Raw genomic sequence first — 360 nt, forward strand, 5'->3', positions numbered from 1 at the left:
CAATCTCGACGGCGGCGCGGGCAATGACAAGCTGACGGGCGGCGCCGGCCACGACGTTCTGGCGGGCGGCACGGGCAACGACACGTATTACCTCGTCAGCGAAAAGCCCGATCCGTCGCCGGGCAGCGGGAGCCCGGCTGCCGGTGGCGGCACCGATCAGATCGTCGAGGCCGGGAACGGCGGCACCGATACGCTGGTCGTGGGCATGGCCGGCACGTTCAACGTCAAGAATGTCGAGAAGCTGCAGCTGACGGGCAATATCGCCGGCAACGTGTCGCTGACGCTCAATCAGTTCTCGAATTTCGACCTGACCAACAATGCCGACAAGATCACGATCACCGTTAACCACCTGAGCAAGCA

1 pseudogene is annotated in these 360 nt (G+C 63.6%); it reads left to right on the forward strand.

The window, feature by feature from the left end:
- Positions 1-360, forward strand: a pseudogene (locus AC1D0P_RS32445) (hypothetical protein); the annotation flags it as partial.

The sequence above is a fragment of the Polaromonas sp. P1_G2 genome, from assembly GCF_056405515.1.